This is a genomic window from Mesorhizobium atlanticum, from assembly GCF_003289965.1.
GTDB lineage: Bacteria > Pseudomonadota > Alphaproteobacteria > Rhizobiales > Rhizobiaceae > Mesorhizobium > Mesorhizobium atlanticum.
In genome coordinates this window covers 330288-356317 of record NZ_QMBQ01000005.1, presented here as the reverse complement: position 1 = coordinate 356317, position 26030 = coordinate 330288, and the positions used below count along the sequence as shown (strand labels likewise).

Sequence of the window (26030 nt, the reverse complement as noted above, 5' to 3'; positions counted from 1 at the left end):
GCCTGACCTCATTCCAAACGGCCCGGCAGTTCGGGACCAACGAAGGAGAGGGTCATGTTCAATCTGACGAGACGCGCTTTCGGCGTCGGCCTGCTGGCAGCGGCGGCCTTTGCCGCATCCTTTGGGACGACATCATTCGGCGCCGCGGCGGATGATCTCAAGGCGTTCAACATCGGCTACCAGAAGACCGGCCTGCCGGTGATCGCCAAGCAGCAGCAGATCATCGAAAAGGCGCTGGCCGACAAGGGCGTCTCGGTGAAGTGGGTCGAGTTCACCGCCGGCCCGCCACTGGTGGAAGCCCTGAATGTCGGCGCCATCGATGTCGGCTGGACCGGCGACGCGCCGCCGATCTTCGGTCAATCGGCCGGCGCCAACATCGTCTACGCCGCAGCGCTGCCGTCCAACGGCCAGGGCGAGGCGATCTTCGTCAAGCCGGCCTCGCCGATCCAGTCGCTGGCCGACCTCAAGGGCAAGCGCGTCGGCGTCGGCAAGGGCACCAGCGCGCATAATCTTCTGGTCGCGGCGCTGGAAAAGACCGGCATCCCGTTTGACCAGATTACGCCGGTCTATCTCAGCCCGGCAGACGCGGCCGCCGCCTTCGCCAGCGACCAGATCGACGCCTGGGCGGTGTGGGATCCCTTCTTCGCCATCGCCGAGACCCGTTACCAGCCGCGCGTGCTTGCCCGCTCCAGCGACGTGCTCCAGGTCAACACCTATTTCCTCGCCAACAAGGATTTCGCCAAGGCGCATCCGGATTTCGTCTCGACCACGATCGCCGCGCTTGGCGACGCGGCCAAATGGGCCGACCAGAACCGCGACAAGGTGGCCGAGGCGCTGCATGAGGTGACCGGCGTGCCGCTCGACGCGCAGACGATCGCCGCCAATCGCACCAAGTTCGGCATCTATCCGATCACCGCCGAGATCGTCGCCGGCCAGCAGGCGACCGCCGACCGCTTCTTCAAGCTCGGGCTGATCCCGAAAGCGGTGCGGATATCCGACGCCGTCTGGACCGCGCCGGGCAACTGAATTTCATCCACGGCGCCGGGCGGCGAACGCCCGGCGCCGCCTTTGTTTCCGACTGCCTTCTCCCGGGTATCAGCCATGACCGCTTCAGCCAGCCCGCTCGATTTCTTCTGGTTCATCCCGACGCATGGCGACGGAACCTATCTCGGCACCGAAAAGCAGCAGCGTCCACCGGAGTTCGGCTACTTCAAGGAGATCGCGCAGGCGGTCGACCGGCTGGGCTTCCCCGGTGTGCTCCTGCCCACCGGGCAGAATTGCGAGGATTCCTGGATCACAGCCACCGGCCTCGCGACGCTGACCGAGAGGCTGAAGTTCCTGGTCGCGCTGAGGCCCGGCGTGACGCTGCCGACCTTCGCGGCACGCCAGACCGCGGCGCTCGACCGGCTGAGCAACGGCCGCCTGCTGCTCAATGTCGTGGTCGGCGGCAACCCGACCGAGCTTGCCGGCGACGGCGTGTTCCTGCCGCATGACGAGCGCTATGCGCAGGCGCAGGAATTCCTGTCCATCTGGCGCGGGCTGGTGTCCGGCGAGCGGGTGAATTTCGAAGGCAAATACTATCGCGTCGAGAATGGCCGCCTCGACCTGTTGCCGCTGCAGGAGCGGCCGCCGCTCTATTTCGGCGGCTCCTCCGACGCCGGCCAGGAGCTCGCGGCCGACCTCGTCGACATGTATCTCACCTGGGGCGAGCCGCCGGCGCAGGTTGCCGCAAAGATCGCTTCGGCGCGCGAGAAGGCGGCGCGGCGCGGCCGCAAGCTGCGCTTCGGCATCAGGCTGCATTTCATCGTGCGCGAGACCGAGGACGAGGCCTGGCGCGCCGCCGAGCGGCTGATCAGCCATGTCACCGACGCGCAGATCGAGAATGCGCAGGCGCGTTTCCTCAAGGAGATGGATTCGGTCGGGCAGCGGCGCATGGCCGAACTGCATGGCGGCCGGCGCGACCGGCTCGTCGTGTCGCCGAACCTTTGGGCCGGCGTCGGCCTGGTGCGCGGCGGCGCCGGCACGGCTTTGGTCGGCACGCCGGAGCAGATCGTCGAGCGCATCGGCGAATACCAGGCGATCGGCATCGACACCATCATCGGCTCCGGCTACCCGCATCTCGAGGAGGCCTACCGCGTCGCCGAGCTCCTGTTCCCGCGGCTCGGCCTCGGCACGCAGCGGCAGCGGGCGCACAAGGATATCGCCAACGAATTCTCGGTCGGCTTCCATGGCGCCAGCCGCCTGCAGGCGGCGTCATGAGCCTGGCCGCTCGCCTAGCCCGCAATGGCGCGGCCGGCTGGCTGCTGCCGGCGGCAATCATCGCCGGCTGGGAAGCCGCGGCACGCGCAGGTTTGATCCCGGCCAATGTGCTGCCGGCGCCGAGCGCGGTCGCTGAAGCCTTCTGGCGGCTGACCTTGTCCGGCGAGCTGATCCGCAACATCGGCGTCTCCACTTTGCGCGCGCTTTCGGGCTTCGCCATCGGCGGCTCGATCGGCTTCGCGCTTGGCCTCGCCAACGGATTGTCGACGCTCAGCCGCGGCCTGACCGACACGACGCTGCAGATGATCCGCAACATCCCGCATCTGGCGCTGATCCCGCTGGTCATCCTGTGGTTCGGCATCGACGAGGAAGCAAAACTCTTCCTGGTGGCGCTCGGCGTGTTCTTCCCGATCTATGTCAACACCCTGCTCGGCATCCAGAGCGTCGATCCGCAGTTGGTCGAGATGGGCCGGGTCTACGGGCTCGACCGGCGCGCTTTGTTCTTCCGGGTGATCCTGCCCGGCGCGCTGCCGTCGATCTTCGTCGGCCTGCGCTATGCGCTGGGCATCATGTGGCTGACCCTGATCGTCGCCGAGACGATCTCGGCCAGTTCCGGCCTCGGCTACATGGCCATGCAGGCGCGCGAGTTCCTGCTGATCGACGTCGTGGTGCTGTCGATCCTGATCTACGCGCTGCTCGGCAAGCTCGCCGACAGCCTGGCCCGCCTGCTCGAGCGCCTGTCGCTCGGCTGGCATCCGGCCTTCCAGAAAGGGTGAGAACAAAGATGCCAGCCGCCACCCTCACCGCCGCACGCTCCCTCGTCGCCACGCCGGCGCAGGCCAGGACGATCGGCTCGGTCGAAGGCCGTCGGGCCTTCGCCTTCAAGGAGGTGGGGAAACGCTTCGGCGACAAGATCGTGCTCGACGGCATCAGCCTCGACGTGCGCGCCGGACAGTTCCTGGCCGTCATCGGCAAGAGCGGCTGCGGCAAGAGCACGCTGCTTCGGCTGCTCGCCGGGCTCGACCGCCCGAGCAGCGGTTCGCTGACCTTCGGCGCCGCCGAGGAGGGTCACAGCCGCACGCGCTTCATGTTCCAGGAGCCGCGGCTGCTGCCCTGGGCCAGCGTGGTGAAGAATGTCGAGATCGGGCTGACCGGCATCGCCGGCGGCACCGAAGCCAGGCAGCGGGCGCTTGCCATGCTGGACGAGGTCGGGCTCGCCGATCGCGCGGACGAGTGGCCCTCGGTGCTGTCGGGGGGTCAAAAGCAGCGCGTCGCGCTTGCCCGCGCCCTGGTCGGCCAGCCGCAGATCCTGGCGCTCGACGAGCCGCTTGGCGCGCTGGACGCGCTGACCCGCATCGAGATGCAGCAGCTTCTGGAACGGATATGGCTCGACCAGAAGTTCACCGCCGTGCTGGTGACGCACGATGTCGGCGAAGCCGTCGCGCTTGCCGACCGCGTCGTGGTGATCGGCGCCGGCAGGATCGCCCTCGACCTCGAAGTGCCTGTGGCCCGGCCCCGCCGGCACGGTTCGGCGGAGCTTGCCCATATCGAGGGCACCATCCTGGATCACCTGTTCAGCCGCGTCTAGAGCGTTTCGCCGTTTCACGGAAACGGCGAACCGCCCTATCTCTTTGTTTTTACGCAATTTCTGAACGGAAAACCGCTCACACTTTCCTGAAATTGCTCTAAGCGCGCGGCGCGCATGTCGCCGCCCCGCCGGCCCCGCAAGTCAGATGCGCGAGCGGTTCGCCCAGCGCAGCCCAACGATGCCGACCAGCATGGTGATGAGCCCGATATAGACCCATTGCGTCCGGCCGGTCATGAAGCTGCCGCCCACCAGGCCGAGGCCTTGCAGCGACCATAGCGCACCCAACCCGAGCACAATCAGCGCCAGCACAAACCTGATCAATCGCATCGGCTGGCCCCCCTCTGGAAGTCGATCCTGAACGACAACAGGAACGCAACAAAAGACGCCGAGGAATCGGAATAGTCCGGTTCCTCTGTACTTCCAATCTTGAGGACCGATCTCGTCCGGAACGAGCCGGATAGTGGTCCGATATTCATCAAGAATACGCTTTTTCGGCTCCAAAAATATCATGACAAACTGTTTCGCGGCGACTCCAAACGTGTGCCCTCGCCATGGAACCGCCAGAAGGCTGCCGCATTTCCCGCCTCATTCGGCACTTAGGCGGGGCTACTCGATCAACGGAGCCACCCCCAAAGCATGAAGAAAACCAACCAGACCGCGCTTGTCGCGGTAACGATCGCGGCTGGCCTGATGGCTGGCGCCTCGTCCGCCTCCTCGGCCGCCGCGCAATGCGGTCGCGCTTCCTGGTATGCGCTGCATTCCAGAACCGCCTCGGGGGAACGCATGAACCCCTCGGCCTTGACTGCGGCTCATCGCACCTTGCCCTTCGGCACCAAGCTCCGGGTCACCAACAAAGACAATGGCCGCAGCGTCGTCGTTCGCATCAACGATCGCGGCCCGTTCGTCAAAGGACGCATGCTCGACCTCTCCCGTGGCGCCGCCAACCAGCTGGGTTTCATCGGCTCGGGCCACACCGCCGTCTGCATGGCGCGCGTCTAGGGCGCTTCACCGTTTTCGCCGGACCATGATCCAACGCAGCCCCGCGGTTCTGGATCATGGCCGATGTCCGGCTTAAGGCACACATATCCTTCACATTTCGGCACCGCACAGTGAGCCGGCTCGCCCGCTCAAGTCCGATTTCCAACAGGTTGAACCAAAGAAGCATTTCGTCAGACAAAATGACGTATTGCATCGCAACAATATCTTGTTAACCTCGCCGGGAGACATTCAAGGCTCGGCGCTGTTCGTCGTCCCTTTTGGTCGTCGGACGGCAGCGGGGTTCTCGATGTTCTACCAGCTCTACGAAATGAACCATGCGGCGCTGCAGCCGGCCCGCGTCTATGCCGACGCGGTGCGGCTCTTCTACTCCAACCCGCTCAACCCGATCTCCCACACCCCCTTCGGCCGCTCGGTCGCGGCGACCGCCGAGCTCTTCGAGCGCACCACACGGCGCTACGGCAAGCCGCAATTCGGCCTGGACAAGACCGTGGTCGACTGGAAAAGCGTCGAGGTTACCGAAAAAACGGTCTGGTCGAAGCCGTTCTGCAATCTGGTGCGTTTCGAGCGCGCGCTGCCCGCGGGACGCAAGCCGGACCCGAAGCTTTTGATCGTGGCGCCGATGTCGGGCCATTACGCGACGCTGCTGCGCGGCACGGTCGAGGCGATGCTTCCTCACGCCGACGTGCACATCACCGACTGGGTCGACGCCCGCATGGTGCCGGTGGCGCAGGGCAGCTTCGATCTCGACGACTATATCGACTATGTCATCGAGATGTTCCATGCGCTCGGCCCCGACACGCATGTGATGGCCGTGTGCCAGCCTTCGGTGCCGGTGCTGGCGGCGGTGGCGCTGATGGAGAAGCGCGGCGATCCCTTCGTGCCCTCGACCATGACGCTGATGGGCGGGCCGATCGATACGCGCCGCAACCCGACCGCGGTCAATCTTCTGGCCGAGGAGAAGGGCATCGGCTGGTTCCGCGACAATGTCATCATGCAGGCGCCGTGGCCGGTGCCGGGCTTCGGCCGCGAGGTCTATCCAGGTTTTCTGCAGCTTTCGGGCTTCATGAGCATGAATCTCGACCGCCACATCATCGCCCACAAGGACTTCTTCATGCACCTTGTGAAGAACGACGGCGACAACGCCGAGAAGCATCGCGACTTCTACGACGAATATCTGGCGGTGATGGACCTGACGGCGGAATTCTACCTGCAGACGGTCGACACGGTATTCGTGCGCCACGCTTTGCCGAAGGGCAAGATGACGCATCGCGGCGAGACGGTCGACTGCACCGCGATCCGCAACGTCGCGCTGCTCACCATCGAGGGCGAGAACGACGACATTTCCGGCCTCGGCCAGACTCAGGCCGCGCATGATCTGTGCGTCAACATTCCCGCCGACAAGCAGGTCCATTACATGCAGCCGGCCGTCGGCCATTACGGCGTCTTCAACGGCTCGCGCTTCCGCTCCGAGATCGTGCCTCGCATCGCCGACTTCATTTCCAGCTATGGCCGCCAGCAGCGTGTGGCGACGAAGCCGAGACTGGTCCGTTCCGCGAAAGGCTGAACGTCGCAGACCGCGCCAGAGCGGACTTCCGTTCCGACGCCAGAAGGCGGCCGCTGGTGTTGCGCCTTTGCCTCTGTTGCGAAAGTGCCGCTACGGGATCGTCCAGGTAACCATGCCGTCAAACTGGCCGTGGTGTCTAATTGACACGGACTGTAAATCGCCTTTAACGTTTCGTTAATAAAGAACAGGGCGGGGGCGATGACTTCCTCAGCGATGACGCGGATTCTGCGTTTGTGTTCAGTCGCAGGGCTGGCGATTTCGGCCCACTGGGCGGTGCCCGCCTGGGCGGCGGGCGCAATGACCACGGGCGGCCTGACCTCGCAACCGATCGGTCACTATGATTTCTGCAAAGCGCGTCCGACCGAATGCAACATCCATCCGGCCGATCTCGAGCCGGCCAGGATGACGGACGGCCTGTGGCGCAAGCTGGTCAACGTCAGCGCCAAGGTCAACGCCGCCGTCAAGCCGTTGAGCGATCTCGATCACTACGGCAAGGATGAAGTCTGGGCCTATCCGGATGACGGCTATGGCGACTGCGAGGACTATGTGCTGGAAAAGCGCCGCCAGCTTTATCGCATGGGCATGTCGCTCGCCGATCTCCTGATCACCGTTGTGCGCAAGCCTGATGGCGAAGGCCATTCCGTGCTCACGGTGCGCACCGACAAGGGCGACTACGTGCTCGACAACCTGACCGACAAGGTCAAGGCCTGGGACGCGACCGGCTACCGCTTCCTGAAGCGCCAAGCGATCGACAACACCGGACGCTGGGTCTCGATCCGCGACGGCCAGGCGGTGCTGGTCGGTTCGGTGCAGTAGGCGAAAGCTGGCGCCCTGCTTTTCTTCGCGAGGCGCTCTACCTCCCTGCGCGGTGGGTGGCGAAGCGGACCGCGCGGCGCATGCCGGGCTGGTTTCGGCGCTGGGCGAAAAGGCGCTGTGGCTGAAGGTGGCGCTTGGTTGAGCTTCTGGAGCCAACCTTGGAGATTGGCCGAATCCCTCCGTGACTCGGGCTTGACCCGAGTATCCATGCCGTGGCCCTTGCCGCAGAGTGCACCGGTGCAGAATTCTGTAACCGTTGCAAAGCGTTGGCGTAGCGGCAGGATTCTAGGGTCTGCGCGTCGCTCCGCTCCTTTCTCCGCCCCAGAATGACGACCGAGCTGTCGTAACCGCACATTGCAAAGGCGGATGACAACAAGAAGCCCGTAACCGCCTCCAAAAATTTTCAGGCGACTCCATGAACCGTTTCCGTTCAGCCGGCGACACACAGCCGTGAATGGCAAACCCAACCATGGAGAACCCAAATGACTGCTTTTCTGCGCAATGCCCTTCTTGCCGCCGCCGCGGTGTCGGCCCTGACCGGATCGGCCCTGGCGGACCAGACCTACAAGAGCTGCGCCGCGACCAACCTCAATGATCTGTGGAGCGGACGCTGCTGCAGCGTCGGTTCCGCGAACTGCCCGGGCGGCGGCAATGGCCGCGACCACCAGGGCCATCAAGGCAAGGGCGACCGCGGCAGCACCAATGGCGGCCCGTCGGTGGGCAAGTTCTGAGGGCCGCCCGCGGCGTGGTTCATCGCCCTGGCGCCGTCGTCATCCCATGCGGAGCGAGGCGACGCGGCGCAGAGCCTACCAGCGTCACCGCGGCGCGGAACGAGTTCTGTTCTGCGCCGCCTCTGCCCTCGCGCGAGGTCACGGAATGGATCCTCGGGTCTGCGCGTCCGCTTCGCTTCCGCTCCGCCCGTGGATGACGAAGTTCGGGCGCCTGCGCCCCTCCCGTTGTCATCCGGGCAACTTATCCCCTCAGCGCAGCCCGGACCGTCGCCGTGATTTTCCTCAGCTCGGCTTCATCGAGCTTTTCGATGCTTTCGGCCAAGAGATTGGCAAGCTCGGTCGCCGCCGGCGACAGGCCCGACGTGTCGATCCTGACCCTCGGATGTGAGCTCTCCGCAAGGCGGGCGAGGTCTTCGGCATCGTCCCAGATGATGTTGAAATAGCCGATGATCTTCTGGATCAGCGTCCAGGTCGGCGCGCCGCGGCGGCCGTGCTCGAGCGCCGACAGATAGGCGGCGCTGACGCCGATGGCCTCGGCCATCGCCTTCTGGCTGACGCCGCGTTCGGCACGCAGCGCTCTGAGCTTCTCGCCGAACGGGGTCATGTCGGCCTGCTCATTGCCGACCCCTCATTGGCGCGTCCGCCGCAGCCGCACATAGAGCGCGCCGGAGCCGCCATGGTTGCGCGCGGCGTGATCGTGGCTGGAAACCAGATGGCGGAAGGCCGGCGTCGACAGCCAGGCCGGCACGGCACGGCGCAGGATGCCGTCGCCGCCGGAGGACGAACCCTTGCCGGTGATGATCAGAACGTAACGAATGCCGCCGGCATGCGCCCGATGCAGGAAAGAGAGCAGCAGCGAATAGGCCTCGTCCTGCGTCATGCCGTGCAGGTCGACGCGGCCTTCGATCGGCAGCCGGCCTTTCTTCAGCTTGTCCAGTGTCTGATCGTCGAGCGAATGCGAGACATGCGGCGTCTTCGGCTTTGCCGCGACGGCCGGGACACTGTTGACCGGAGCGGCGTCGGGCGTCGGCTTGGGCTCGATGACGTCGGGAATCTCGACCGCGGTCTTGCCTTTCAGGGGCCGGGCCGAGCGCGCAACCAGGTTCCACAGGATGCGGTCGTCGTCGCTGAGATGATCGTCGCGGCGGCTCACCGGCGTCCTCCATCGAGCAGCGCGCGAGGCACCAGCGCATAGAAATCAGCCGCGTTGCGGACCATGCCGGCGATCTCGCCGGCGGCATCGCCCGAGCCGGCGAAGAGGTCGCCGCGGGCGGGCCCGGTGATGGCCGAGCCGGTGTCCTGCGCGATCATCAGCCGCCGGAACGGTTTCTGGTCGAAGGCCGTGAGCGTCGGCGCGTCGATATAGAAGGGCGTGCCGAAAGTGTGCAGCAGCCGGTCGACGGCGACCGAGCGCCCCGGCGTCAGCGGCACCTTGGCGGCGGCGATGGGCCCAAGCGCCGCATCGTCGACCGCGGCCTCGCGGAAGAAGATGTAGGAGCGGTTTTGCCAGAGGATCTCGTCGACGCGCTCCGGATGCGCCTTGAACCAGGCGCGGATCGACTGCATCGTCACCTTTTCCAGCGGGATCTCGCCGAGGTCGCTCAAGATCCTGCCGGGACCGGTGAAGCGCTGGCCCGACTTCGCGGCATAGGTGACGCGGCGCAAGCTGCCGTCGGTCATCTTCAGCCGCGCCGCGCCCTGCACATGGATGAAGAAGACGTCGACCTTGTCGGCGAGCCAGGCGATTTCGAGGTTCTGGCCGGCCAGCGCGCCGCGCTCGATCGCGCCGCGGTCGAAATATTCGACTGGGCCGTCATCCGTCCGGCGGGCGAAGGCCAGATAAGGATCCACACCGGCCGGCCGGTTGTCGTCGTCGATGTCGATCAGGTCGGCGGGGCGGGACAGCAACGGCACGGTGAACCGCTCGGTCCTGACCGGCGAGGCCTCGACCTCCGGCTCGTAGAAGCCGGTCACGAGGCCGGCGCTGCCATTGTCGGGCGCGACAAGAGTGGGGGCGAAATGCCGTTCGAAGAAGGATCGGGCTTCCAACTGATTCGGCGCCGAAACGGCGCGCGCCTCGGCATAGGCATCGGCAAAGGCATTGAAATCGACACCGAGCGAACCGGTGCGATAGGCTTTTATGGGTGCATGGAAGGCCGAGCGGCGAAAGGCCGCGAAGGCCGCAAGGTGATCATCCTCGCTCCAGCCGGGCAAGTCGCTGAAGGACTTTTCGATGAATGCGGAAGAGAGCGGCACGACTGGGGCCCCGCCGCTTTGTCTCAATCTTCTTCTTCGGTGGCGACGAGCTTCCAGTTCGGGTCGCGCGAGCGTGTGTCGCGGGCGAAGGTCCAGACATCCTTGACCTCGGCCACCGTCTCCGGGTCACCGTCGATGACGGCGCCGGCCTTGTCGCGGGTCGCCGAGATCAGCTCGGAGACGACGCGCAGCGTGATATGCGCTTCCGAGCCCTTCATTTCGGCGGCGACGATGTCAGCCTTGTCGATGCCGACGAAGGAGGACTGGATCTTTTCCGACTTCGCCTCGCGTTCGCCGATGGCGGCGACGAAGCCGTCATAGACCTCGCGCGACAGAAGGTTCTTCAGCGTCTTACGGTCGCCGTCGGCATAGGCCATGACGATCATCTCGTAAGCCATCTTGGCGCCGTCGACGAAGGTCTTGGGATCGAAGGACGGATCGTTGTCCTTGATCGTGCGCAGGCCTCTGTTCAGATCAGTGTCCGGCTTGGCGAAGGCGTCGATATCGGCATAGGTTTCGGCACTCTCGCCCGGCGCGCGCTTGCGCGGCAGCGACACGACATTTTCCGGCTTCTGCGCCGCATCGGCCTCGCGCGTGCGGCTCGCCGAATAGGGATCGAAGGGCGGGCGCTCGTTGCCGGTGCGACGTCCAAGCACGTTGCGCAGCTGGAAAAAGATCACAACCGCCGCAATCAAAAAGAAAATCGTGCCGAAGTCGAAGAAACCCATATTTTCCGCCAACTCGAACCCTGTTCTTGCCGGACCGGCATGACCCCTCGGGGACGGCGGTCGCATAGCGTTCAACACCTAAAGCATATAGAACGGCAGGCGCTATCATTCAAATCAAAGGCAGCCATACCTATCTAAGGGCGCCAAGGCCAGCGGCGATTGTCCGCGAGCGCCCTCAAAAGAAGAAAGCGATCGGTCGAGACTTTGCGCATTTCGTTCATCCCGCTGTTCCTGCTCCTGCTGCCGCTGCTGGAGATCGCCGGCTTCGTGGTCGTCGGCCGCGAGATCGGCGCTTTGGCGACGGTCGGGCTGGTCATCCTGTCCAGCGTCGCCGGCAGCCTGCTGCTCAGGCATCAGGGTTTCGGCGTCATGACGCGGGTGCGGGCCGAGATGGACGCCGGACATGATCCCAGCCGGCAGCTCGCCCATGGCGCGATGATCGTGCTGGCGGCGATCCTTTTGATCATCCCGGGCTTCATCACCGATATTTTCGCCATTCTTCTGCTTCTGCCGCCGGTGCGTGACTTCGCCTGGCGCCTGCTCAAGAGCCGCATCGTCATGGCGACCAGCTTCTCGAGCGGCTTTTCGGCGCGCCGGCGCGAGACCGTCATCGATCTCGACGACAGCGACTATTCGCGCGACGATTATCCGAACCGGCCGGATCACAATTCGCCCTGGCGGCGGCTGAAAAACGATTAGTCCCAGGCCCTTTGCCCGGCAAAGCGGCAAAACTTGTTTTGTCCGCCCGAGCATGGTAGCGAACCCGCGATTTCAATCCGGTCAGCAATGCTGCCCAGGCAGAAGGACTTAAAGGCTCATGGCCAGCAACGATGACGCGGCGACCGGCGCCGCCAACGGCAACGGCACCCAGAACCAGCCCTCGCTCAATGTGCTTGCGCAATATGTGAAGGATCTGTCCTTCGAAAGCCCCGGCGCGCCGAATTCGCTGCGCGGCCGCGACAAGGCGCCCGGCATCGCGATCAACGTCAACGTCAACGCCAACCCGCTTTCGGACAAGCAGTTCGACGTCAACCTGACCTTGAACGCCAAGGCCTCCTTCGACCAGGAAGTGCTGTTCAATGTCGAGCTGGTCTATGGCGGCGTCTTCGCCATCTCGGGCTTCCCGCAGGAGCACATGCTGCCGATCCTGTTCATCGAATGCCCGCGGCTCCTGTTCCCCTTCGCCCGCCAGATCATCTCCGATGCCACGCGCAATGGCGGCTTCCCGCCGCTGATGCTCGACCCGATCGATTTCGCGCAGATGTTCCAGCAGCGCATCGCCGAGGACCAGGCCGCGAGCAAGGTCCAGGTGAGCTGAGAAGGCGCCTCATCGAGTTACGAGAAGCCCGGCTAAGTGCCGGGCTTTTTGTTGCCATCGGCCTTTGCGATGTGCCGTCACGACAGCTTGGTCGTCATTCTAGGGCGAAGCAAGGAGTGAAGCGACGCGCGCAGACCCTAGAATCCATGCCGTGACGCTAAGGCGTTGCAACGGTTACAGAATTCTGCACCGTTGCACCCTACGGCCGGGGTCACGGCATGGATACTCGGGTCAAGCCCGAGCATGACGACGTCACGGAGGGATTCGGCTAATCGCGTCGGGTGGCGCCAGGAGCGCCCGCTCAGCCCACCGCTACCTTCAGCCAGAGCGCCTTTTCGCCAAGCGTCGAAACCAGCCCGGCGTGCGCCGCGCGGTCGGCTTCGCTCAGCCGCGGCGGCAGGGCGATGGGCCGCGCGCCGATCGAGATGTCGATATCGGCCACCTCACCGGCGCCGTTCATCTGCACCGCCACGGCTTCCAGCACCAGCGCCGCCTGCTTGCCGCCGATGAGCTCGATATAGACTTCGGCCAGCAGCTCGGAGTCGAGCAGCGCGCCATGCTTGGTGCGGTGCGTGTTGTCGATGCCATAGCGCCGGCAGAGCGCGTCGAGCGAATTCGGACCCATCGGGTGCTTGCGCCGCGCCAAGGCGAGCGTGTCGACGACGCGGCCGGTGTCTATCACCGGGTGGCCGAGCCTGCCGAATTCCGCATTGAGGAAGCCGATGTCGAAATTGGCGTTGTGCGCGATCAGCTTGGCGCCGTCCGTGAAAGCCAGCCACTCGTCGCAGATTTCGGTGAAGGTCGGCTTGCCGACCAGGTCGGCGGCGCTGATGCCGTGCACTTCCTGCGCCTCGGCATTCACCGCCCGCCCCTGCGGGTTGATGAATCTGTGGAAGGTGCGGCCGGTCGGGAAGCGGTTGACCAGCTCGACGCCGCCCAGCTCGATGATGCGATCTTCGCGCATATCGAGGCCGGTGGTTTCGGTATCGAAGATGATCTCACGCATTCGAATCAATCCGCTCCAAGCAGCAGAATCACAAACCAGAACAAAATGGCAATGGGGACAGCTGACGGCTTGCCGTCAGGAGCTGGCTTTGCCGGACTTTTCCCCTGAGAGTTCGGCGATGATTGCGTCGACCGCGGCACGCGCGGCATCAAAACCTTGTCCGGTGTCGATGATGAAATCGGCCTGGCGGCGCTTTTCGGCGTCGGGCACCTGCTTGGCGAGGATCGACAAAAACTTCTCCTCGCTCATGCCCGGCCTCGCGAGCACGCGCTGGCGCTGGATCTCGGGCGACGCGGTGACGACCACGACCTTGTCGACGCGGTTGCGGCCGCCGGTTTCGAACAGAAGCGGGATGTCGAGCACGGCGATGGGCGCGCCGGCGGAGCGATGCTTCGCCAGAAACGCATCGGCGTCGGCGCGCACCAGCGGGTGGATGATCGCCTCGAGCTTCTTCAGCGCGGCGGGATCGCCGAGCACTTGCTGGCCAAGCTTCACACGGTCGACCACGCCCGCCTCAGTCGTGCCCGCGAAGGCCGCCTCGACCAAAGGTGCTGCCTTGCCTGCATAGAGGCGATGCACGGCCTCGTCGGAATCATGTACCGGCACGCCGGCCTCGGCGAACATCTTCGCCGTCGCCGACTTGCCCATGCCGATCGATCCGGTGAGGCCGAGCACGATCATCAATGGCCCTCGATGTCGGCGACGATCATGCGCCGCAATTCGGGCGTGACCTCGGGCTTCCTGCCGAACCAGCGTTCAAAGCCGGGCACAGCCTGATGCAGCAGCATGCCGAGCCCGTCGACCGTCTTCAGCCCCCGCGCCCTGGCGGCGGCCAGCAAAGGCGTCTCCAGCGGCACATAGACGATGTCGGTGACGATGGCGCGGTCCGGCAAGCCGGCCGGATCGGCCGAGAGCGTCGCATCGCCATGCATGCCGAGCGCCGTGGTGTTGATCAGCAGGCCTGCATCGGCAAGCAGGTCATCGACCGCGTCCGCACTATGCGCCGAGACGCCGGGGCCAAAGTGGCGGCCGAGCTCCTCGGCTCTCGCCAGCGTCCGATTGACGATGCGGATATCCTTGATGCCACGCTCTTTCAGCGCGTGGATGACGGCGCGGGAGGCGCCGCCGGCGCCCAGCACCACGGCCGGTCCATTGGCTGCCCAGCCTGGCGCATGGTCGTCGAGGTTGGCGGCAAAGCCGTAGCCGTCCGTATTGCCGCCCCACAGAACGCCATCCTCGAACCACAGCGTGTTGACGGCGCCGATTTCATCGGCCGCATGGTCGCGGCGGGCGACGCCGGCAAAAGCGGCTTCCTTGTGCGGAATGGTGACGTTGCCACCACTGAGACCGCTTTGCTCGAGCGACCCCAAGAAGGCGGCAAAATCCTCCGGCCGCACGTCGATCGCCTGGTAGCTGCCGTCGATGCCGTAGCTCGCCAGCCAGTGGCCATGGATTTTCGGCGAGCGGGAATGGGCGATCGGATGTCCAGTCACAAAGGCCTTTTTCTCAGCCATCGATCGCTCCCAGCGCGCGAAGCTCCTTCAGGACCGGCAACAAGGGCAGGCCGACGATGGTGAAATAGTCGCCCTCGATCTTCTCGAACAGCTGGATGCCCTCGCCCTCGACCTGATAGGCGCCGACGCTGGAGAGCGCCTTGGCGCCGACGCGCGCCAGATGCCGGCCGATGAAGGCGGGGTCGAGCTTGCGCATGGTGAGGCTGGCAATGCCGACATGGCGCCACAGCACCTCGCCATTGCGGCAAAGCACGGCGGCGCTGTTCAACTGATGCGTCTTGCCCGAGAGCGCGAGCAGGTGCCGGCGAGCGCCTTCCATGTCGGCCGGCTTGTGAAAGACCTCATCGCCCAGCGACAGCGTCTGGTCGCAGCCGAGCACCAGGGCGCCGGGCCTGCGCTCACTGACCTCGGTTGCCTTGGCCTCGGCCAGGATCGAGGCGACGTCTTCCGGCGAGACGTCGCTGTCTTTCAGCGGAGCCTCGAGGGCACGCTCGTCGACATCGGCCGGCACCGCCTCGATGTCGAGACCGGCATTGACGAGCATCGCCTTCCGGAACGGAGAGCCCGAAGCGAGGATGATTTTCTCGGCCATGATTTTCGCGCCCGGTCCGTAGCACCGACTAGGGTGTTGAGATTCAGGTCAGGCCGAGCCGAAAGTAGTGGCTTCCGAGAACCGGAGCGGAACGTACTTAAAGTACGTGAGCACCGGAAGCGCAGGAAGCCGCCACTTGCAGGCCGGCATCACCTGAATATCGACGCCCTAGCGCGTCTTGCCCCGCAGGGCAACGATCGCCGCCGCCGTTTCCTCGATGGAGCGGCGGCTGACGTCGATCATCGGCCATCCATGCCTTGTGCAGAGCTGGCGCGCATAGGCAAGTTCCTCGTTGATCGCGGCGCGATCGACATAGTCGGTCGGCACGAAGGCGGCGCTGTTGCCGAGGACGCGGTTCTGCCGCACATGCGAGATGCGCTCGGCCGTAGCGATGAGGCCGACGATCAATGGCTTCTTGGCCTCGACTAGGCTTTCAGGCAGCGGCACGCCGAGCACGATCGGGATGTTGGCGGTCTTGATGCCGCGATTGGCGAGATAGATCGAGGTCGGCGTCTTCGAGGTGCGCGAGATGCCGATCAGCACGATGTCGGCATCGTCCATATTGGCCGGCAGCTGGCCGTCATCATGCTCCATGGTGAAGTTCAACGCATCGATGCGGCGGAAATATTCGGCGTCGAGGACATGCTGGGCGCCGACGCGGCGGCCGGCCGGCGTGCCGAGATAGGACTGGAAGACGGCGAGCACCGGCTCCAGCACCGAGACGCAAGGCAGGCCCATGGCCGCGCAGCGCTCGTCGATCGAGCGCGCCAGCTTCTGGTCGACCACAGTGTAGAGAATGATGCCGGGCTCCTCCTCGATATCCTCGAAGACCTTGGCGACCTGCTTCTCGGTGCGGATCAGCGGATAGATATGCTCGATGGCGCGCGCGTCCTTGTACTGGGCGGACGCAGCACGGCCGGCCGCCAGCAGCGTTTCGCCGGTGGCGTCGGAGATCAGGTGCAGGTGGAAGAAGCTCTGAGGTTTGTTCACAGGGGATGGGTCCAGGCTGTGGGCAATTGTGGACAAGGCTGGATGGGCGGGCCTCGGGTAAGGAAGCGACTGTATCAGATGGCCGCTTGTCCACAATTCGACCTGCTGTAGGCTTTGTCGCGGCGCTGGGGACAAAACTGGGGATCAACTTTTCTGGGCCGATTTCATCCACAGCGCGGAGTTCGGAACGAACCAGCCAAGCTTTTGACTCCAAAGATTGAATCCGCTTTGTCCCCAGAGCCCTCCAATTTGCGAAAGCGAGTACGCGACAATATGCTGACTGGCCTTTTCGATCCGCAGGCTGGACAGGTCGCAACCATCACAACCAACAGACTCTTAGAATCAGAAGACTCTTTTAAAATAGATATTTGATTTAAGAGAACTGGAGAGGGCAGCGCTGGATGGCTGGGAAACGGATCGTGCTCGACGTCCTCAAGGGCGAGACGGTTTCACCGCCGCCGCTCTGGATGATGCGCCAGGCTGGCCGCTATCTTCCGGAGTATCGCGAGACAAGGAAGCGCGCCGGATCCTTCCTCGATCTCTGCTATGACCCGGACCTCGCCGTCGAGGTGACGCTGCAGCCGATCGAACGCTTCGGCTTCGACGCCTCGATCCTGTTCTCCGACATTCTCGTCGTGCCCAATGCGCTTGGGCGGGATGTCCGCTTCGAGGAGGGCCGTGGGCCGATCCTGAAGCCGATCATGGCGGCCGAGATTGCGGCGCTGAACGGCGATGTGTTTCACGTGAATCTCGAACCGGTCTACGAGACCGTGCGACGGTTGCGGGCGAAGCTGCCAGACGAGACGACGCTGCTCGGCTTCTGCGGTGCGCCCTGGACGGTGGCGACCTATATGATTGCCGGGCATGGGACGCCCGACCAGGGCCCTGCGCGGCTTTTCGCCTATCGCGAGCCCGACGCCTTCGCGCGGCTTCTGAAAGTTCTGGCCGACCATTCGGCTGCCTATCTTATCCGGCAGATCGAAGCCGGCGCCGATGCGGTGCAGATTTTCGATTCCTGGTCGGGCGTGCTGGACGAACCGTCTTTCGAGGCTTTCTGCGTCGAACCGGTGGCCGAGATCGTGCGGCAAGTGAAGGCGGCTCACCCCGACGTGCCGGTGATCGGGTTTCCGAAGGGCGCCGGCGAGCGCTATCGCGACTATAGGAAGAAGACCGGTATCGCCGGCCTCGGCCTGGACTGGACGGTGCCGTTGTCGATGGCGAAGGAATTGCAGCGCGAAGGCGCGGTGCAAGGCAATCTCGATCCGCTGAGGCTGGTCGCCGGCGGCAAGGCGCTGGCCGACGGCGTCGATGCCATCCTGAAGACGCTGGGCGGCGGGCCGCTGATCTTCAATCTCGGCCATGGCATCACGCCGGAAACGCCGGTGGCGCATGTCGAAGCGATGGTGAAAATGGTGAGGAGCCACCGATGAGCATTGCAGGTAACGAGAACAGCGCGAGCAGTGGAAACAGCACTGGCCAGGCGATGAAGCGCATGGCCATCGGCATTGCCGTTCTCGTGGTGGCGACCGCCGTTCTCTACCTGGTGGCGGGCGACGGCTTCTATCTCTGGGCCAAGGCCATCCATGTGATCGCGGTCATTTCCTGGATGGCCGGCATGCTCTATCTGCCGCGGCTTTTCGTCTATCACGTCGACGCAGAAAAGGGATCGGTGCAGTCCGAGACCTTCAAGGTGATGGAGCGCCGGCTGCTCAGGGGGATCATCAATCCGGCGATGATCGTAACCTGGGTGTTCGGGCTTTGGCTGGCCTGGAAAGGCTTCGGCTTCCAGGGCGGCTGGCTGCACACCAAGATCGCTTTGGTGCTCGTCCTGTCGGGTCTGCACGGCTATCTCGCCGGCGCGGTCAGGAAATTCGCCGAGGACAAGAACGAAAAGCCGACCAGGCACTGGCGGATCGTCAACGAGATCCCCACATTGCTGATGATCGTCATCGTCATCCTGGTCGTCGTGAAGCCGTTCTAGATCAGGAGCACATGGTCTTCTTCGAGAGCCGGGTTCCGTTTTTCGCTTACCTGCTCGAGACCATGCCTTAGCTTCCCCTCGACCCTGCCAGGATCCGCAAAAGGCGGCTTGCTCTTTCGGGCGACCGACGATAAAAGACGGGTCTTCCTTCCCGTCATGCGCCGCCCCTTTACTCGCTTTCGGCCGCGCCGGCATTTGTCGTATTCAGCCGATTTTTCTCCCAAAAGCCTACCCAGAGTCTATCTAATGCAAGAAATGAAACTCGCAGAGTTCAAGAACAAGAAGCCGCCGGAGCTGATCGCTTACGCCGAATCGCTCGAGGTGGAAAACGCCAGCGTCATGCGCAAGCAGGAGCTGATGTTCGCGATCCTGAAGAAGCTCGCCGCGCAAGACATCGAGATCATCGGTGACGGCGTGGTCGAGGTGCTGCAGGACGGTTTCGGCTTCCTGCGCTCGGCCAACGCAAACTACCTGCCGGGTCCCGACGACATCTATATCTCGCCGTCGCAAATCCGGCGCTTCTCGCTCAAGACCGGCGACACCGTCGAAGGACCGATCCGCAGCCCGAAAGAGGGCGAGCGCTATTTCGCGCTGCTCAAGGTCAACACCATCAATTTCGACGATCCGGAAAAGATCAGGCACAAGATCCACTTCGACAATCTGACGCCGCTCTACCCGACCTCGCGGCTGAAGATGGAGGTCGACAATCCCCCCACCAAGGACATCTCGCCGCGCGTGATCGACCTGGTGGCCCCGATCGGCAAGGGCCAGCGCGCGCTGATCAACGCCCAGCCGCGCACCGGTAAGACGGTGCTCCTGCAGAACATTGCGCATTCGATCACCGCCAACCATCCGGAATGCTACCTGATCGTTCTTCTGATCGACGAGCGTCCTGAGGAAGTGACCGACATGCAGCGTTCGGTGAAGGGCGAGGTCATCTCGTCGACCTTCGACGAGCCGGCCGCGCGCCACGTGCAGGTTGCCGAAATGGTGATCGAGAAGGCCAAGCGCCTGGTCGAGCATGGCCGTGACGTCGTGATCCTGCTCGATTCGATCACTCGCCTCGGCCGCGCCTACAACACTGTCGTGCCGTCATCAGGCAAGGTGCTGACCGGCGGCGTCGACGCCAACGCGCTGCAGCGCCCGAAGCGTTTCTTCGGCGCGGCCCGCAACATCGAGGAAGGCGGTTCGCTGACCATCATCGCCACGGCGCTGATCGATACCGGCAGCCGCATGGACGAAGTCATCTTCGAAGAGTTCAAGGGCACGGGCAACTGCGAAATCCAGCTCGACCGCAAGGTGGCCGACAAGCGCATCTATCCGGCGATCGACATCCTCAAGTCGGGCACCCGCAAGGAAGACCTGCTTGTGCCGCGGTCGGACCTGCAGAAGATCTTCGTCCTGCGCCGCATCCTGGCGCCGATGGGCACGACCGACGCGATCGAATTCCTCATCGACAAGCTCAAGCAGACCAAGACCAACGCGGACTTCTTCGATTCGATGAATACGTGATGGGGGCAGCGCTCCCCCTTCTCTGCCACAGGGAGAAGGGAAAGCGCTATCGCCGCAACAATTTCTCCAGCTCCTCCGTCTCCGTCACCACGGGCAGGCAAACCTGCCCGCTGCAGAACCAGGCGCCCAGCTTGTCCGTCGGCGGCAGCACGCGGCCCGGCAGCAAGGGTCGATTCGCTTCCGTACCGATCGGCACGACGATATCGACCCGGCGCGGGTCGGGATTGCGATTCGCAACCGGAACGAGGCTTGAAGATTCCCGCTCATCTATGATGACGAGCTTCAGCGGCTCAAGCGCCAGCGCGCAGGCGTTGACGATACCAGCCTGGCCGTAGGGCTGTTGCGCGGCGCGGCCCATGGCGTGCTCGGCGGCCGCCCAGGCCTTCTCCCAGAGTTCGAGATCGCCGGTAAGCGATGACAGCCGCACCAGGGCCTCGACGATCTGGCTGGTGGCCGATGGAATCGCCTCATCGACATCGCCGCGGATGCGGATCGGCACGTCGCCGCTGTCCGAAGCCGTCAGCCAGTAGCCGGTCTTGTCGCTGTCCAGGTGCCAGCGGTCGAGCTCGCCGATGAATTGCCGGGCGTGATCGGAATATGCCGGATTGCCGGTCGCCTCGAACAATGCGATTGCGGCATTCGTCATGGCGGCGTAGTCGCTGGACAGCGCAGGGAAAAGCTTCTTGGCGCCAAGCATGGAATGCGGCAGGCGGCCATCCTGGCTGGTTCCGACGATATGAGCGAAAGCCTTTGCCGCTGCGTCGATCCAGTCACGCCTGTCAAGCGAACGGCCGGCTTCCGCGAGCGCCGTGATCATCAGCCCGTTCCAATCGGTGAGCGCCTTGCCGTCGCGGCCTGGCCTGACGCGTTGTTCGCGGACAGCCAGCAGCTTCGCTTTCAATGGAGCGAGCCGAGCATAGTCGGCGGTGCTCTGAGCTTGCTGCGCGTCGCTCTGGCGGATGATAGGCTTGCCCTCCCAGCCATGCGGCGCTGCCAGATCGAAATACCGGAAGAAAGTTGGGGCATCGTGGCCTAGCACGGTCTCTATCTCGTCGCGGCTCCAGGTGTAGAAAAGGCCCTCCTCGCCGTCGCTGTCGGCGTCGAGGCTGGCGGCGAAGGCACCGCCTTCGACCCGCATCTCGCGCAGCAGCCAGGCGACGGTCTCTTCGATTCGTACCCGGAACAAGTCGCTGCCGGTGGCGGCAAAGGCCCAGTTGCAGAGGCGGATGAGCTGGGCATTGTCGTAAAGCATCTTTTCGAAATGCGGCACCAGCCATTCGGCATCGGTCGAATAGCGGCTGAGGCCGCCGCCGACATGATCGTAGATACCGCCGGCCAGCATTTTCTCGAGGCTGGTTAGCACGGCATCGCGATGGTCCGCCTGACCGTCGCGCAACCAGGAGAGCCAGAGCGTATGCATGAAGGGGGCATTCGGGAATTTTGGCGCTCCCTTGAAGCCGCCGAGATCGCGGTCGATCATGCCGTCGATGCGCCCGGCGAGATCGGCGAGGGTGTCGCGCTCCAACACCGCCTTGCCCTTGGTTCCGGCAAGCCGGGATTCGACATGAGCGGTCAGCCCGTCCGCGCTTTCCGCGAGGCTCTGCTGCTTTTCACGCCAGGCCTTGTCGACCGCTTCCAGCACCTGGATGAAGCCCGGCCGCCCGTAACGCGCCTCGCGCGGAAAATAGGTGCCGCCCCAGAAAGGCTTGCCGTCGGGCGTCAGAAACATGGTCAGCGGCCAGCCGCCCTGCTCGCCCATGGCGTGGAGCGCCGCCATGTAGATCTGGTCGATGTCCGGGCGCTCCTCGCGATCGACCTTGATATTCACGTAGAGCCGGTTCATGACGGCCGCGACGGCGTCGTTCTCGAAGCTTTCATGCGCCATGACATGGCACCAGTGACAGGCGGCATAGCCGATGGAGAGCAGGATCGGCCGGCCGAGCTCCTTTGCTTCGGCAAGGGCTGCCGGGGACCAGCCCCGCCAGTGCACGGGATTGTCGCTGTGCTGCCGCAGATAGGGGCTGGCTTCTTCGGCAAGCAGGTTTCGCGCGGGCAAGGTCACGATGGGCGGCTCGGCGTGGTTTGAGGCAGAAGTCAGAGCGTGATGCCGAAAAGTGCAGCGGCCAACATGCTCTACCTTTTAATCTAGGCGGTTCGGCAGGTCCGGCAAATGGTTTCGCCAATGGCTTCGAAGGATTCGATCGTCGCGCTGTCCAGCGGCCGCCTGCCCGCCGGCATCGCCGTGATCCGCATTTCCGGCCCCCAGACTCGATTCGTGGTCGAAACGATTGCCGGGTCAATTAAGGATCGGTTTACCAATTTACGGACGATCAGGGCAGCGGATGGCTCGACGATCGACCATGGGCTCGTGCTGTTCTTTCCGGGCCCCGGCAGCTTCACCGGCGAGGATGTCGCGGAATTCCAGGTCCATGGCAGCCGGGCAGTCGCGGCCAAGATGCTGGAGACGATCACCGGCTTCGAAGGCGTCAGGCACGCCGAGCCCGGGGAGTTCACCCGGCGCGCCTTTCTCAACGGCAGGCTGGATCTGGTGGAGACGGAGGCGCTGGCCGATCTGGTCAATGCCGAGACCGAGGCGCAGCGCCGCTTCGCGGTGCGCAACGCCGATGGCGCGCAGAGCGAGCTTTATTCCGGATGGCGCCGCCGGCTGATCCATGCGCGCGCCATGATCGAGGCGGAGATCGATTTCGCTGAGGAAGAGGATGTGCCCGGCTCCGTTTCGGATGCGGTCTGGTCGGACGTGACAGCAATGATCGGCGAGATCGAACGGCACATCCAGGGGTTCAAGGCCGCGGAGATCATTCGCGACGGGTTCGAAGTGGTGATCCTCGGTGCCCCGAATGCTGGGAAGTCCAGTCTGTTCAACGCCTTGGCGCGGCGCGAGGCTGCCATCGTCACCGACGAACCAGGCACGACCCGCGACCTGCTCGAGGTCGTCATGGACCTCAACGGGCTGAAGGTGCGGCTTGTCGATACCGCCGGGCTGCGCGACGCCGCGGGCAAGGTGGAATCGATCGGCATCGAAAGGGCGCGGGCCAAGGCTGACGTGGCGGATCTTGTTCTGCTGCTGGAAGATATGGCCAATCCGTCGACTGTTAGGGGAGTCCCGGCTGGGGTTCCGTTGCTGAGGATCGGCACGAAGTCTGATATCGCCGATGCGGGCGACGGCGCCTACGACCTTGTGATTTCTTCCAAAGAGGGGACCGGACTGGTGCGCCTTCTCGGAGAGATCGGTAGCCGCGCCGCTGCCGCGGTTGGCGAGGCGGGTGACGTCCTGCCATCCAGGATGCGCCATGTCGAGCTGCTGCAAGAGGCGATGGATTTCCTGCGGGCGGCGCTGTCCGGGCATAGTCAGGAGCTGCGGGCCGAGGAATTGCGGTTGGCGGCCGAGCGCCTCGGGCGCATTGTCGGTGCCGTCGATGTCGAGGATCTGCTCGACGTCATCTTTTCGCAGTTCTGCATTGGTAAGTGATTCACGTGAAACACTGGTCGACCCCTGGCCGGCAGTGACTCACGTGAAACACCATGCAATCGGCCGGATCCGTGTTTCACGTGAAACGAGTCCGGTCTTCGTCCTTGACAGCACGGGGTAGCGGGGACATGTGTCAATCCATCTCTGAAAGCGGATTCTTGGAAAATGACCGATCACTATGATGTGGTGGTGGTGGGCGGCGGCCATGCCGGATGCGAGGCTGCTGGTGCTGCCGCGCGCGCCGGCGCCAGGACCGCGCTGGTAACGCTGCGTTTCGACACGATTGGGGTCATGTCCTGCAATCCGGCGATCGGCGGGCTCGGCAAGGGCCATCTCGTGCGCGAGATCGACGCCATGGACGGGCTGATGGGCCGCATTGCCGACGCCGCCGGTATCCAGTTCCGCCTGCTCAACCGCCGCAAGGGCCCGGCCGTGCGCGGTCCCCGCACCCAGGCCGATCGAAAGCTTTATCGGCTCGCCATGCAGGAAGCGATTCGGCAGCAGAACGATCTCGATGTTGTTGAAGGCGAAGTTCTCGACCTCGAAATCCGGGACGGCCGCGTGGTGGCGGTGCTGGTTTCAAGTGACCGGCGGCTTGCCTGCGGGGCCGTCGTGCTGACCACCGGCACCTTCCTGCGGGGCCTGATCCATATCGGCGAAAAGAAAATCGTCGCCGGCCGCATGAACGAGCAGGCGAGCATGGGCCTGTCGGCGACCATGACTCGCGCGGGTTTCCAACTCGGGCGCCTCAAGACAGGCACGCCCCCTCGCCTCGACGGCCGCACCATCGACTGGGCCTCGCTGGACGCTCAAGCCGCCGACGAGGATCCGGTGCCGTTCTCGCTGATGACAGAAGCAATCGCCAACCCGCAAATCCATTGCGGCATCACGCGCACCATGCCGGCGACGCATGAGCTGATCCGCGCCAATCTCGGCCGCTCGGCCATGTATTCGGGCTCGATCGAAGGCGTCGGCCCGCGCTATTGCCCATCGATCGAAGACAAGATCGTCAAATTCGGCGATCGCGAAGGTCATCAGATCTTCCTCGAGCCGGAGGGGCTCGATGACGACACGGTCTATCCGAACGGCATCTCGACCTCGTTGCCGGAGGACGTTCAGCTCGAGATCCTGAAGACCATTCCCGGGCTTGAAAAGGCGACGATGCTGCAACCGGGCTATGCGATCGAATATGATCATGTGGACCCGCGCGAGCTGAAGACGACACTGGAGACGAAGCGCGTCGAAGGCCTGTTCCTGGCCGGGCAGATTAACGGGACGACAGGCTACGAGGAGGCCGGCGCGCAAGGGTTGCTCGCCGGCATCAACGCGGCACGCAAGGCGGCTGGTGATGGCGACGTCGTGCTCAGCCGAACCGAAGCCTATATCGGCGTGATGGTGGACGACCTGACCAGCCGCGGCATTGCCGAGCCCTACCGCATGTTCACCTCGCGCGCCGAATTCCGGCTTTCGCTGCGCGCCGACAACGCCGACGAGCGACTGACGCCGCTGGCGGAAAAGCTCGGCATCGTGTCATCGGAGCGGTCGAAGCGTTTCGGGGGGATGGTCCAGAAGCTTGACGAGGCCCGTATCCTGGCGAAGTCGGTGGCCTGGACGCCGAACGAAGCGGCGCGGCACGGGCTGGAGATCAACAAAGACGGCGTGCGCCGCTCGGCCTATGAATTGCTGGCGCATCCGGGCGTCGACATGGCCTGGCTCTCTCGTGTCGAGCCGCGCTTTGCCGCGCTTGACGCCAAGACCGCCGAGCGGCTTGAAACGGAAGCGAAATACTCGGTTTACCTCGACCGCCAGCAGGCCGATGTCGCGCAGATCAGGCATGAGGAATCGCGGCTCATCCCGGAGGGAATCGACTTCGCGGATGTGCCGGGCCTGTCGAATGAGTTGAAGCAGAAGATGAAGACGCGCCAGCCGCGTTCGATCGCCGACGCCCAGCGCATGGAAGGCATGACGCCGGCGGCGCTTGCCATCATTGTCGCGCATGTTCGCAATGCGGAGCTTGCTGCGCGAAGGTCCGTGGCGTGAGCGCGGATGGCTGGGCGGACCTGCAGAAGGCAGCGGGTCCGGTTTCACGTGAAACATTCGAGCGGCTGCAGGCCTTCGAACAGCTGTTCCTGAAATGGAACCGCAGCATCAATCTGGCGGCGCCGTCGACGCTGGATGACGTCTGGCGGCGCCACATCCTGGACAGCGCCCAGCTCGCGCGAATCGCGCCCACTGCCACACGCTGGGTCGATCTTGGCTCAGGCGGCGGATTTCCCGGATTGGTGCTCGGCTTCCTGCTTAAAGAGCGTCCCGGCGCCTCGATCGATCTCGTCGAAAGCAACCGCAAGAAGGCCTCGTTCCTGCAGTCGGTCGTGGGTCAGTTCGATTTGCCGGCGCGGGTCCTGGCGAAGCGTATTGACGACAGCTATCCGCTTGTTCCTGCTCCTGAAATCGTCACGGCGCGGGCGCTGGCGGCGCTCCCTGACCTGCTCGATCTGGCCGCGCCGTGGCTGACCAAAGGGGCGCGGGCGCTTTTCCACAAAGGCCGGGATTACCGGGCAGAAGTGGAAGAAAGCACTCACCGCTGGGCCTTCGATCTGGTAGAACATTCGAGCATGACCGACCCCCATGGCGTCATCCTCCAAATCAGCGACTTGCGCCCGGCGAAACAGCAATGAATTACTGG

At 64.2% G+C, this 26030-nt stretch carries 27 protein-coding genes; 16 read left to right on the top strand and 11 right to left on the bottom strand.

The features are described 5' to 3' along the window. The first annotated feature begins 54 nt into the window (after window positions 1-54). The 4 genes from DPM35_RS19155 (at window position 55) to DPM35_RS19140 (ending at window position 3847) form a co-directional block, all read left to right on the top strand. Entirely contained in the window at window positions 55-1026 is a 972-nt protein-coding gene (locus DPM35_RS19155; RefSeq protein WP_112128822.1) for a sulfonate ABC transporter substrate-binding protein, read from the top strand. 75 nt (window positions 1027-1101) lie between these two features. Next, window positions 1102-2259: an FMNH2-dependent alkanesulfonate monooxygenase gene (gene ssuD / locus DPM35_RS19150; RefSeq protein WP_112128821.1), complete on the top strand. Its 1158-nt coding sequence runs from the start codon at window positions 1102-1104 to the stop codon at window positions 2257-2259. Beyond that, window positions 2256-3035 carry an ABC transporter permease subunit gene (locus DPM35_RS19145; RefSeq protein WP_112128820.1) on the top strand — a complete coding sequence of 260 codons (780 nt, stop codon included), beginning with the start codon at window positions 2256-2258 and terminating at the stop codon, window positions 3033-3035. Before ssuD ends, DPM35_RS19145 begins: the two co-directional genes overlap by 4 nt. Window positions 3036-3043: 8 nt before the next feature. Next, window positions 3044-3847, top strand: a complete 804-nt coding sequence (locus tag DPM35_RS19140) for an ATP-binding cassette domain-containing protein (protein ID WP_112128819.1) — start codon at window positions 3044-3046, stop codon at window positions 3845-3847. Window positions 3848-3988: 141 nt separating this feature from the next. Here the strand turns inward: DPM35_RS19140 and DPM35_RS19135 are convergent, their stop codons facing one another. Beyond that, on the bottom strand, window positions 3989-4174 hold the full coding sequence (locus DPM35_RS19135) for a hypothetical protein (protein ID WP_112128818.1): 186 nt from the start codon (window positions 4172-4174) through the stop codon (window positions 3989-3991). 309 nt (window positions 4175-4483) lie between these two features. Here DPM35_RS19135 and DPM35_RS19130 point away from each other — a divergent pair, with 309 nt between their 5' ends. The 4 genes from DPM35_RS19130 to DPM35_RS19115 all read left to right on the top strand — a co-directional run bounded on the left by DPM35_RS19130 (window position 4484) and on the right by DPM35_RS19115 (window position 7957). Then, entirely contained in the window at window positions 4484-4846 is a 363-nt protein-coding gene (locus DPM35_RS19130) for a septal ring lytic transglycosylase RlpA family protein (protein ID WP_112128817.1), read from the top strand. 286 nt (window positions 4847-5132) lie between these two features. Further along, on the top strand, window positions 5133-6410 hold the full coding sequence (locus DPM35_RS19125) for a polyhydroxyalkanoate depolymerase (protein WP_112128816.1): 1278 nt from the start codon (window positions 5133-5135) through the stop codon (window positions 6408-6410). Window positions 6411-6608: 198 nt separating this feature from the next. Further along, a complete protein-coding gene (locus tag DPM35_RS19120) occupies window positions 6609-7226 on the top strand; it encodes a transglutaminase-like cysteine peptidase (RefSeq protein ID WP_112128815.1) in 618 nt (205 codons plus the stop codon). 482 nt (window positions 7227-7708) lie between these two features. Beyond that, window positions 7709-7957 (top strand): hypothetical protein, encoded by a 249-nt coding sequence (locus tag DPM35_RS19115; RefSeq protein WP_112128814.1) that lies wholly within the window; start codon window positions 7709-7711, stop codon window positions 7955-7957. Between the two features lie 241 nt (window positions 7958-8198). On the opposite strand, the gene DPM35_RS19110 is transcribed toward DPM35_RS19115, so the two are convergent. From DPM35_RS19110 to DPM35_RS19095, 4 genes are read right to left on the bottom strand one after another with little or no spacing between them, the layout of a single operon-like run. After that, a complete protein-coding gene (locus DPM35_RS19110; RefSeq protein ID WP_112128813.1) occupies window positions 8199-8561 on the bottom strand; it encodes a helix-turn-helix domain-containing protein in 363 nt (120 codons plus the stop codon). 24 nt (window positions 8562-8585) lie between these two features. Beyond that, a complete protein-coding gene (locus tag DPM35_RS19105; RefSeq protein WP_112128812.1) occupies window positions 8586-9110 on the bottom strand; it encodes a Smr/MutS family protein in 525 nt (174 codons plus the stop codon). Further along, window positions 9107-10213 carry a murein transglycosylase A gene (gene mltA, locus DPM35_RS19100; RefSeq protein ID WP_112128811.1) on the bottom strand — a complete coding sequence of 369 codons (1107 nt, stop codon included), beginning with the start codon at window positions 10211-10213 and terminating at the stop codon, window positions 9107-9109. Before mltA ends, DPM35_RS19105 begins: the two co-directional genes overlap by 4 nt. A 23-nt stretch (window positions 10214-10236) precedes the next feature. Then, window positions 10237-10941 (bottom strand): Tim44/TimA family putative adaptor protein, encoded by a 705-nt coding sequence (locus tag DPM35_RS19095; protein ID WP_112128810.1) that lies wholly within the window; start codon window positions 10939-10941, stop codon window positions 10237-10239. A gap of 204 nt (window positions 10942-11145) precedes the next feature. On the opposite strand from DPM35_RS19095, the gene DPM35_RS19090 reads away from it, so the two are divergent. After that, window positions 11146-11640: an FxsA family protein gene (locus tag DPM35_RS19090; protein WP_112128809.1), complete on the top strand. Its 495-nt coding sequence runs from the start codon at window positions 11146-11148 to the stop codon at window positions 11638-11640. A gap of 118 nt (window positions 11641-11758) precedes the next feature. Continuing rightward, window positions 11759-12259, top strand: coding sequence for a protein-export chaperone SecB (secB, locus tag DPM35_RS19085; protein WP_042645309.1), 501 nt, complete (start codon window positions 11759-11761; stop codon window positions 12257-12259). A 301-nt stretch (window positions 12260-12560) separates the two neighbouring features. Here the strand turns inward: secB and dnaQ are convergent, their stop codons facing one another. The 5 genes from dnaQ to DPM35_RS19060 all read right to left on the bottom strand — a co-directional run bounded on the left by dnaQ (window position 12561) and on the right by DPM35_RS19060 (window position 16361). Further along, window positions 12561-13265, bottom strand: coding sequence for a DNA polymerase III subunit epsilon (dnaQ, locus tag DPM35_RS19080; protein ID WP_112128808.1), 705 nt, complete (start codon window positions 13263-13265; stop codon window positions 12561-12563). A gap of 75 nt (window positions 13266-13340) precedes the next feature. After that, complete coding sequence (gene coaE / locus DPM35_RS19075) at window positions 13341-13946, bottom strand: dephospho-CoA kinase (RefSeq protein ID WP_112128807.1); 606 nt, start codon at window positions 13944-13946, stop codon at window positions 13341-13343. Then, window positions 13946-14779, bottom strand: coding sequence for a shikimate dehydrogenase (locus DPM35_RS19070; RefSeq protein WP_112128806.1), 834 nt, complete (start codon window positions 14777-14779; stop codon window positions 13946-13948). The genes coaE and DPM35_RS19070 overlap by 1 nt, the downstream gene beginning before the upstream one ends. Continuing rightward, window positions 14772-15371, bottom strand: coding sequence for a Maf-like protein (locus DPM35_RS19065; RefSeq protein WP_112128805.1), 600 nt, complete (start codon window positions 15369-15371; stop codon window positions 14772-14774). The genes DPM35_RS19070 and DPM35_RS19065 overlap by 8 nt, the downstream gene beginning before the upstream one ends. Window positions 15372-15539: 168 nt before the next feature. Next, window positions 15540-16361 (bottom strand): pyruvate, water dikinase regulatory protein, encoded by an 822-nt coding sequence (locus DPM35_RS19060; RefSeq protein WP_112128804.1) that lies wholly within the window; start codon window positions 16359-16361, stop codon window positions 15540-15542. 401 nt (window positions 16362-16762) lie between these two features. On the opposite strand from DPM35_RS19060, the gene hemE reads away from it, so the two are divergent. The 3 genes from hemE (at window position 16763) to rho (ending at window position 19854) form a co-directional block, all read left to right on the top strand. Next, the gene (gene hemE / locus DPM35_RS19055) at window positions 16763-17791 is read left to right on the top strand and encodes a uroporphyrinogen decarboxylase (RefSeq protein ID WP_112128803.1); all 1029 of its coding nucleotides are present in this window, start codon (window positions 16763-16765) and stop codon (window positions 17789-17791) included. Further along, window positions 17788-18342 (top strand): protoporphyrinogen oxidase HemJ, encoded by a 555-nt coding sequence (hemJ, locus tag DPM35_RS19050; protein WP_112128802.1) that lies wholly within the window; start codon window positions 17788-17790, stop codon window positions 18340-18342. Before hemE ends, hemJ begins: the two co-directional genes overlap by 4 nt. A 246-nt stretch (window positions 18343-18588) precedes the next feature. Further along, entirely contained in the window at window positions 18589-19854 is a 1266-nt protein-coding gene (gene rho / locus DPM35_RS19045) for a transcription termination factor Rho (protein WP_112128801.1), read from the top strand. Window positions 19855-19900: 46 nt separating this feature from the next. Here rho and DPM35_RS19040 read toward each other — a convergent pair whose 3' ends face one another. Then, window positions 19901-21916: a thioredoxin domain-containing protein gene (locus tag DPM35_RS19040; RefSeq protein WP_112128800.1), complete on the bottom strand. Its 2016-nt coding sequence runs from the start codon at window positions 21914-21916 to the stop codon at window positions 19901-19903. Window positions 21917-22036: 120 nt separating this feature from the next. Here DPM35_RS19040 and mnmE point away from each other — a divergent pair, with 120 nt between their 5' ends. The 3 genes from mnmE to rsmG all read left to right on the top strand — a co-directional run bounded on the left by mnmE (window position 22037) and on the right by rsmG (window position 26022). Continuing rightward, complete coding sequence (gene mnmE / locus DPM35_RS19035) at window positions 22037-23344, top strand: tRNA uridine-5-carboxymethylaminomethyl(34) synthesis GTPase MnmE (RefSeq protein ID WP_112128799.1); 1308 nt, start codon at window positions 22037-22039, stop codon at window positions 23342-23344. 165 nt (window positions 23345-23509) lie between these two features. Beyond that, window positions 23510-25384, top strand: a complete 1875-nt coding sequence (gene mnmG, locus DPM35_RS19030) for a tRNA uridine-5-carboxymethylaminomethyl(34) synthesis enzyme MnmG (protein ID WP_112128798.1) — start codon at window positions 23510-23512, stop codon at window positions 25382-25384. Beyond that, window positions 25381-26022, top strand: a complete 642-nt coding sequence (gene rsmG, locus DPM35_RS19025) for a 16S rRNA (guanine(527)-N(7))-methyltransferase RsmG (RefSeq protein ID WP_112128797.1) — start codon at window positions 25381-25383, stop codon at window positions 26020-26022. The genes mnmG and rsmG overlap by 4 nt, the downstream gene beginning before the upstream one ends. The last annotated feature ends 8 nt before the right edge of the window (window positions 26023-26030 follow it).